This is a genomic window from Streptomyces sp. NPDC050625, from assembly GCF_040654755.1.
Classification (GTDB): Bacteria; Actinomycetota; Actinomycetes; order Streptomycetales; family Streptomycetaceae; genus Streptomyces.
Genome location: NZ_JBFAIQ010000085.1, coordinates 1 through 7,558 on the forward strand (window position 1 = coordinate 1; position 7,558 = coordinate 7,558).

Annotated in this window: 7 protein-coding genes and 1 pseudogene; 3 read left to right on the forward strand and 5 right to left on the reverse strand. The window is 68.4% G+C overall.

Features of this window, described 5'->3' with window-relative positions:
* Nucleotides 1-207 precede the first annotated feature (207 nt).
* Complete coding sequence (locus AB0I54_RS47630; RefSeq protein WP_363302673.1) at nt 208-624, reverse strand: ATP-binding protein; 417 nt, start codon at nt 622-624, stop codon at nt 208-210.
* Between the two features lie 255 nt (nt 625-879).
* Between AB0I54_RS47630 and AB0I54_RS47635 the strand changes: the two genes are divergently transcribed.
* A complete protein-coding gene (locus AB0I54_RS47635; protein ID WP_363302665.1) occupies nt 880-2,133 on the forward strand; it encodes a helix-turn-helix transcriptional regulator in 1,254 nt (417 codons plus the stop codon).
* Nucleotides 2,118-2,648, forward strand: a complete 531-nt coding sequence (locus AB0I54_RS47640; RefSeq protein WP_363302667.1) for a GNAT family N-acetyltransferase — start codon at nt 2,118-2,120, stop codon at nt 2,646-2,648. The genes AB0I54_RS47635 and AB0I54_RS47640 overlap by 16 nt, the downstream gene beginning before the upstream one ends.
* Nucleotides 2,649-2,833: 185 nt before the next feature.
* Here AB0I54_RS47640 and AB0I54_RS47645 read toward each other — a convergent pair whose 3' ends face one another.
* A complete protein-coding gene (locus tag AB0I54_RS47645) occupies nt 2,834-3,052 on the reverse strand; it encodes a hypothetical protein (protein ID WP_363302668.1) in 219 nt (72 codons plus the stop codon).
* A gap of 576 nt (nt 3,053-3,628) precedes the next feature.
* On the opposite strand from AB0I54_RS47645, the gene AB0I54_RS47650 reads away from it, so the two are divergent.
* Complete coding sequence (locus AB0I54_RS47650) at nt 3,629-4,972, forward strand: endonuclease domain-containing protein (protein WP_363302670.1); 1,344 nt, start codon at nt 3,629-3,631, stop codon at nt 4,970-4,972.
* A gap of 251 nt (nt 4,973-5,223) precedes the next feature.
* On the opposite strand, the gene AB0I54_RS47655 is transcribed toward AB0I54_RS47650, so the two are convergent.
* The 3 genes and pseudogenes from AB0I54_RS47655 to AB0I54_RS47665 form a co-directional block, all read right to left on the reverse strand.
* On the reverse strand, nt 5,224-5,661 hold the full coding sequence (locus tag AB0I54_RS47655) for a hypothetical protein (protein ID WP_363302671.1): 438 nt from the start codon (nt 5,659-5,661) through the stop codon (nt 5,224-5,226).
* Between the two features lie 874 nt (nt 5,662-6,535).
* Nucleotides 6,536-7,087, reverse strand: coding sequence for a DUF6233 domain-containing protein (locus AB0I54_RS47660; RefSeq protein WP_363302672.1), 552 nt, complete (start codon nt 7,085-7,087; stop codon nt 6,536-6,538).
* Nucleotides 7,084-7,558: pseudogene (locus tag AB0I54_RS47665) on the reverse strand (SWF or SNF family helicase); the annotation flags it as partial. The gene AB0I54_RS47660 and the pseudogene AB0I54_RS47665, both read right to left, overlap by 4 nt.

Sequence of the window (7,558 nt, forward strand, 5' to 3'; positions counted from 1 at the left end):
AGACCCCAAGCCGTTCATCTGGACCAAGACCGCCGAAGAGATCCTCGACTCCCTCGCCCGCTTCTGCCGACGGATCTCTGGCGCAGGACACTAGGGCGGCCTCGTCAGACGGATGCGTCGGGCCGAAGGCCAGCTCTATGCATGCGTCCGGGCACGGATCGTCGACCAGTTCCTCGGCAGGCAGGAGCCGTAAGGAGATCCGCGAGATCAGCATGCGGCCGGCACCCGCAGCTCTGCCCAGACGAGCTTGCCCCAGCGATGCAGGTCGTAGCCCCATCGCCAGCTCAACGACTCTACGAGGAACAGACCACGGCCGTCCTCGGAGTCGTCTTCAGGACGGCCCGGTTCCGGAGTGTCACGGCACTTGTCGGCAACCCCGATCCGAATCATTTGTGCCGTCTCGCGTCGAATCACCACACGGACCACGCGACATCGCGTGTGGCTGACGGCATTGCTGATCAGCTCCGAAACGATCAGCGTCCCGGCCTCGGTCAACTCGCCTATGCCCCAGGCGTCCAGAGCCGCGGAGACAAGCAGACGTGCGCGGCACGCGGACTCTGGCTCACACGGCACCGTCTCGGTGTAGCCCGAAACACCGGTCGCTGTTGGTTTGGCGGCAGTCATGGTCACGGGGTCATCCCTCCGAGGCTGGAACCCCGCCCCGCGACGGGATGTGTCAGGGCGGGCTCTCCTCCGTGCCGACGAGGGGCAGAAAGAGGGGACCTCGCCCGCTCAACGGCTGATATCGAGTCAACGACTCCTGGCCGACGACGAACAGGAAAGGTCGCGTCTCGCCGGTCTACCGCGAACCGGAAGACTTTACGTTCCGGTGACCTGGGGTCTGGTTCGGCCAGTGACTGCAGCGCTACGGTCGGTTCCATGGGAGCGAATGCCGTCCTCAAGAGCCGGATGGAGGAACTCGGGCTCACCCAGGAAGAATTGGCTGGTGGGATGAACGCTGCGCTGGCAGAGATCACCGGCAGGCCCGGTGACGTCTCCTCCCGCACAGTCCGCAACCTGCTGAACGGCACCTCCCGCCGCCCCATTGGACGCACATGCGCGGCCCTGGAGCGGGTGTTCGGTTGCCCCGTCGAGGACTTAGGGTTCAGCGCACCACGCACCATGCAACATCTGCAGGAGGACCCCGTGCGGCGTCGCACCTTCCTCACCTCAGCCACCGTGACCGCAGCCGCCGCCGGTCCCTTGGCAGCCCAGCGTCGGACGGTCGGCATGTCGGATGTGGCCCGGGTCGCTGCCGGGATGAACGCCCTTGTCGAAGCCGACGATCGCCAGGGCGGCCACACGGCACTGGAAAAGGCCGCTGCCCAGGGCCGCAACAGGGTGCTGGAACTGCAGCAGCGCAACGCCAGCGAACGCGTCCGCCGAGCCCTGTACGCACTGGCCGCCGAGTACACCACCATCGCCGCCTGGTCCTGCATCGACGCACGTAACCTCGACCAGGCGCAGAGCTACCTGAACGAATCAGCGACGTACGCCGGCCTCTCCCAGGACGGCCCCACCGAAATGCGGGTGTGGGTCAACCTCTCGATGCTCGCCTACCAGCGGCAGAACTGGCCCGAAGCGCTCGCGGCGGCCCAGGCCGGGCAAGCCTCCTCGGCGGCCCGCCGAGACCCATTCTTCGATTCGCTGGGCCGGGTCCGCGTCGCTCTTGCATACGCGGCCCTCGGCGACGGCCGGGCGGGCCTGCGCTCTTTGGGATCAGCCCAAGACACCTTCACCAGGGTGGCCGACCGCGAGCGTCCGCGCTGGACCGCCTTCTACGGGCAGGCCGAACTCGACCACCTCGCCGCGATCGTCCAGTTCAACAGCGGGCGCCACCCTCACGCCGAAGCCATGGCCCATCGCGCTATGGCCAGGATCCCGACCGCCTTCCGACGCAACAGGGCCCTCGCGACCGCCCAGCTCGCCCTTGCACAGCTCCACCAGGGAGAGGCCGAACAGGCCACGGCCACAGCCACCGAGGTCTTCACGATCATGGATGGCGACCCCCTGCCCGGCCGTATGCGCACGCTCATGGGCGACTTCCACCGGGGCCTGTTCGTCATGGCCCCCTCCGCCTCCTACGCACGAGACTGGGCAGACCGCATGCGAACCGATTGGAGCCGAGCGTGACCGACCCGCATCACTTCCAGCACGGAAACCTCCCTGAAGGCTTCCGGCAGATGCTCATCGACGTACACGCCGACGCCTACGCAGACCAGATGGACGACCCCTTCCACCAGCGCTTCGCCTGGTTCGTCGACCACTGGTCAGGCATGGAAGGCTTCTCCTGCGTGGTGGCGTACGACGCCGACGAACCGGTCGGCTTCGCCTACGGCGCACCACTCGCCCCTGGCCGCGAATGGTGGCGCTCCACCGGATACCAGCCGAACAACGGCTACACCTCCACCTACGCTGTCTCCGAGGTGATGGTGCGCCCGCGCTGGCGTAAGCAGGGCTTCTCCGAACGCCTCCACGAAGCCCTGCTGAAGGAGCGTATCGAAGACCTCGCTGTACTCCTGGTCGACGTGACACATCCCAGGGTGCAGGCGCTCTACGAGTCGTGGGGTTACATCAAGGCTGGCGAACAACAGCCCTTCGCCGACTCGCCGGTATACGCAGTCATGATCAAGCACCTCCGGAGCTGACCCCCTGCTCTTGGCCGTGACAGCGCCCAGCCTCGGCACTGGCGACATTTCCTCCGTCTCCTACGCCCCTTGGCCAAGGGCAGGCCGCCTGGAGGGGCTACCGGAACAGCCCCAAGTGCTGTCAAGTATGACGGCTGTCAGGCTTCGAGTAGGGGCTCATAAACGATCTTGGCGACGGCGGCGCTTCAGCGCGCTGAACTCGAGAAGCGCCGCGCGCGCGGGTTCTGATAGCCGTGCTTACCGACATAGACCAGGAGCCGGGTTTCGGGCCACTCGCTGCCGATGGCTATGTAGAGGACGGCGATGCGGTCCGGGTCGATGCCGTGGGCGGTGGGGTCGGTGAGCATCTCGGCGATGTAGGCGGTGGAGTCGATTGCGAGGCCCCCAGTTGATGATGGTGTCAAGGTCGTCGGTGGTGCTGAGGCCGGGCAGCGACGGGGTGTACGTGGTGCGAGGCATGGCGTCCATCACCCCTTTCCGGGTCCGTGTCCGGCCGATCGGCCGGACACGGGAGGGCGGTTGGGCTGGTTACCGCAGGGCGGCGAGCGCTCGCGCGAGGGCTGGGCACACGACGGCCCCCTGCTCGGCGAGCAGGAGGGCGTTGCCGTCGGCGCGGATGTCTACGGTGAGGGGGGCAGTCGGGCCCGAGGTCGGCCAGGGCAGCGGGCCAGAGGTCGTCCGAGGGGATGACGAACCGGCAGGACAGCTGCGCGTTCGGCGATGCGCCGGTTTGCGCGGAAGTTGTCCCCCGCACCGGCTCAACCTTGGGATAAGGGCGGGGTGAACCGGCTGCCCCGCGGTGCGGCTGGGTAGCGACAGCCCGGACTGATGGTGTGCAGGCGGATGTTCCGCACCGCTGATGGTCCTGAGACCGGCACATCGGTTGTCCACTTTGTGTTCCTGACCGCCCGATACCAGCAAGTCGTGCCCAGAACGGCCGCCCTTATCAGCATGTCGGTGCGGGCCGTTAGCCTGTTGGTATGTCTGAGCGTGTCATCCCGGGTCGCACGGGCGGCTTGATCTCTTTAGGCGCTGCGGATGCTCTCTGGGCCGGCTTGACGACCGGTAGTGCTGTGCCGACGGTTTCTGCGGTGTTCACCTGTTCTCCTGCCGATGCCCGGGTGGGGTACGTCCTGCTCGGCGGTCGTGTGGTGGTGACGGTGAAGGCGAGCGGCGGCCAGTGGAGTGTTGCGGAGATTGAGGTGCGCCGGGCGGCAGCGGAACTGAACGCGGTTGAGGTGGACTGCCAGGACCTGGTCCGCATCGGTCCGTTTGGTGGCGCGCCGAAGAAGGAGTGCAACGAGACAACGCTGCTGCGCTGGCGCCGGCGCATCACCGGGGAACTGCAGGAGCTGGGCGAGCCGGAGCGGGCAGAACGACGTGAAGGCGGCCGGGCGTCCCATCTGGCGGGGATCGACTGGCGGCGGATACTTGTGGAGCAGACTCGCGGCCGGACGGCGCGGACATGGTTGCTGCCGCGCGCCGTGGTCAGGCTGCTGGATGCGGCCGCGTACGCCGAAACGCAGTGGCTGCAAGCCGCGCGGACCCGCCAGGGAAGCACGGCCGTCACCGAGCCGCCCTTGCAGGCCCGAGCCGCCGACGGCCGGCAGACGACAAGCCCCGACTGCGGGGCCGCCCCGCTGCGCCCGTACAACGGGGAACTTCAAGGCCACCTGTACTCGGCACTCAGCAGGAAACCCGGCACCTCCCGCAAGGTGGCCGGCTGGACGTGCGCCATCTGCCGCACCGCACCCGCCGCCGTACTCGACCACTGCCACGAGCATGGCTACGTCCGCGCCCCCGTCTGCCACTCCTGCAACACACAAGAACGACCCGACCACCTGTACAGCAACGACATCCGCGTGGCCAGCCGCTACACCCGCCTCTTTGACACCCACACCGCCGACTGGCTCCGCCACTGGCACCGCTGCCCAGGCTGCCGCGCCCGGACCACCCTGCCACTGCCGCACCTCGCCGCATGGACCGCCCACATAGCCTGCCGATCGCTGCGTCCGACCCACCGCGATGCCCGCAGCTCCCGCGCGCGTAAACCCTGTGGTGTGCTGCGCGTGTCCTGGACGGGCAGTCAGAACGCGCCCGGTTCCTGCTTGCTCACTGTCGCCGTCGACTTCTGCCCTTCGGGCGAGCACCGTGTCTTGGCGCAAGTCCCCTACCGCGAAGCCGCCAAGCGGTTCGGCACCTGGCTGGCCGAGACCGCCCCTGCCGTGGCCGCTGCGGCCGGACCCGACCGCCTGGACGGCCTCCCCGCCCGCATCCGGCCAGTCATCGCCGACACCACCGGTGAAGGCCTGGCGCTGTTCTGAGCGAAACAGGGAGATCCGACACCAACGTCAACTCGCGCCCGCCCGGCGCCGGTTCGCCCCCACCCAGACGCCCACGAAACCCGCCGCTTCCTTCACCAACACCAGAAGCAGCCCCACACCTCAGACATCTCCGGGACCCGCCGCGCCCACAAGGTCTGGACCCGGTAGCAGGAACGCCTGCTTGGACTGTTCGCATCGGCGGCCTGACCAGGGTTGGGCTGCCAGCGCGGGCCCGCGCCGACGGATGTTCCTCAGCCCCCGGCGGCGCGTCGGGCAGCTGCAGCGCGGACGCGGGCGGCGTCGGCAGAGCGGATGCCTTGGCTGACGGGATCGAGGCCGATCAGGTCGCGGTGCAGGCGGCGAATCCGCAGCGCCAGATCGAGATGGAGGCGGGGACGTTTCTCGCGGACTTCGGCGACAGTGCGGGCGTTGACACCCAGACGCAGGGCGAGTGCGGCAGCAGGCCATCCAGCACGCGCCAAGTCGGCCAGCAGCCGGGACGCTTCAGCGGCGTCGGTCAGGCCCGGGGCGCTGGGTTCGCGACGGGCGGGGAGCGGGATACCGAGTATGGCGTCGGCCGTAGTGCGAGCGATGTCCCAGGCCATCTGGCCTTGTTCTGGGATGCGGAGCAGGCGGCGGACCAGGGTCACCGACAGGCCAGCTCTGTCGGCGATGTCCTGCGCGGACATGCCCTGCTCGCGCAGTCGGACAGCCCACCGGGCGGCGGCATATGGCGGGACGCGGGCAGGGAGACCGCGAAGGCGGTCCTGGTTGCGTTGGCGGCGGGCCCGGCGTGCCGCCTGGCGGCATTCGGTGCGGGTACAGCCGTAGTCGGCACAAGATGCCTGGCCGTGACGGACGGTTGACCGCTGCGGCCGACGCTGCACGAGCGGCGCGGCGGTGGAAGCGGACTGTTCTTCAGAGGGCGGCATGGTGATTCCTGCTGCGAGTTCGTGGTGCCGGTCCACGGTACGCGCCCACGCGGACAAAGCGGCCCCGCCCCGCCCCCGGACTCGGCTCCCTGGTAGGAGCGGGGTGTCAGTCACTGCTGGAGCCAGCGGTCGAGAGCACGGTCATCGTGATGGCGGTGGAGGGCAGGCCACCAGGGGGCAAGGGGGCTTCGCCTCCCCCGCAAGCGCGGCCCCCCGTTACCCCCCGGTGCGGCTTGCCCGCACAACCAGCGAAGCAGATCAGTAAAGGCCCGAGCTCACGATGTCAGGGCCGCGCGGCCCTTGGGGCCGTCGCCGTCACAGGGCACAGCGTTCTCAGGAATTCGTTCGGCTCCGCAGTCATAGAACCACCGTTCGGTGTCGGCGGTGTTCACCCAGGTTTCCCCGCCGCAGGCAGAGCAGCTGCTTATCGTCATCGGCGCGGTTCCACGGTAGTGCGCACAGGCTGCATCTCTGGGCTGGTTCACGGGCGATCGGCCGGTGTGCTCACAGGTCGAAGAGCAGGTCCTGAGCAGCATCCTGGGTGCGGAAGAGGCGCTCTTGGCGTACGTGGGGTCGCCGAAGACGCCAACCTCCTCTGTTCCTTGTTGAGCCGTTCTTTCGGGCTGGGCAGTTATGGGAGTGTTTGGCTGGGGTTCGTGTCGTGTCGGGATTCGTCGTCGTGCTGTTGTTGGGTGCGGCGGTTCTGGTCGGTCTGCTGCTGTTTGGGGGTGAGGGATCGGGCCGCGTCGCACTCGATGCAGGCTGTTGCGCGGGGTTGACGGAGCGCGGCAAGGGCCTCTTCCCGGGTGAGTGTCCGGTCGCTGGGGGTGCAGCCGATGACGTGGAGGAGTGTGGCGCCCGGGTGTCCGGGGCGGTGGGGCAGGTATTGGAGTGTCCATGCGGGCGGGCGTTCTTGGGACGGTGTGTCTGTTCCGGACAGACGATGGGTCGGGACGTGCCCGTAGGAGACACCGGGTACCGGGCGTGCGTGTGCGGGACTCACCCAGACTCGCTGCTCGGCCGGTTCGGCCAAGCCGTTTGTGCCGTTCTGCCACACCAGGATTCCTACCTGGTAGAGCCAGCCGTCCTTCACCTGTCGGCGGGCGTGCAGCCGTCCGCGGACTTCCTGGGCGTCGGGGAGTATGACGAAGATCGGAGCCCCTTGAGGTGACGTTATGTTCACGAGCGGCGATCTTGGAGCGCGAGCAGTGCTGCGAGGGCCGTGGCGGGGTCAGGGTCGGGTTGACCGATAGGCCACCAGGCGCCGTTTTCCTTCCCGTACGGATACCAGCGGCCGTCGCGGCCGTAGCGCAGTTGGCGGTCGCGGCCGATGACGGTGAAGCGGTTGCGCCACGCGCGCAGCGGGGGAGGCCGTCCGTCCGCCCAGTCCTCGGCGAGGCAGGCTCGGGCGCGGGTGAGTACGGATGGGTCCGGGGTCCAGGGGTCCTCCAGGACCGCGAGTGCGGCTGTGCCGCCGTAACTCCAGGCCCGTACCGCCTGGGCGAGTTCGAGCAGCGGGCGGCCGGTGCTCTCGGCGATCCGGGCGAAGACCTCTGTCTGTGCGTGCTCGGCGGCGATGCGCACAGCGTCCTGCCACTCCGTCAGGTCAGATGGATTCGGTGGTGTGTCGTTCGCCAGCGCGGCGGCGAGTTGG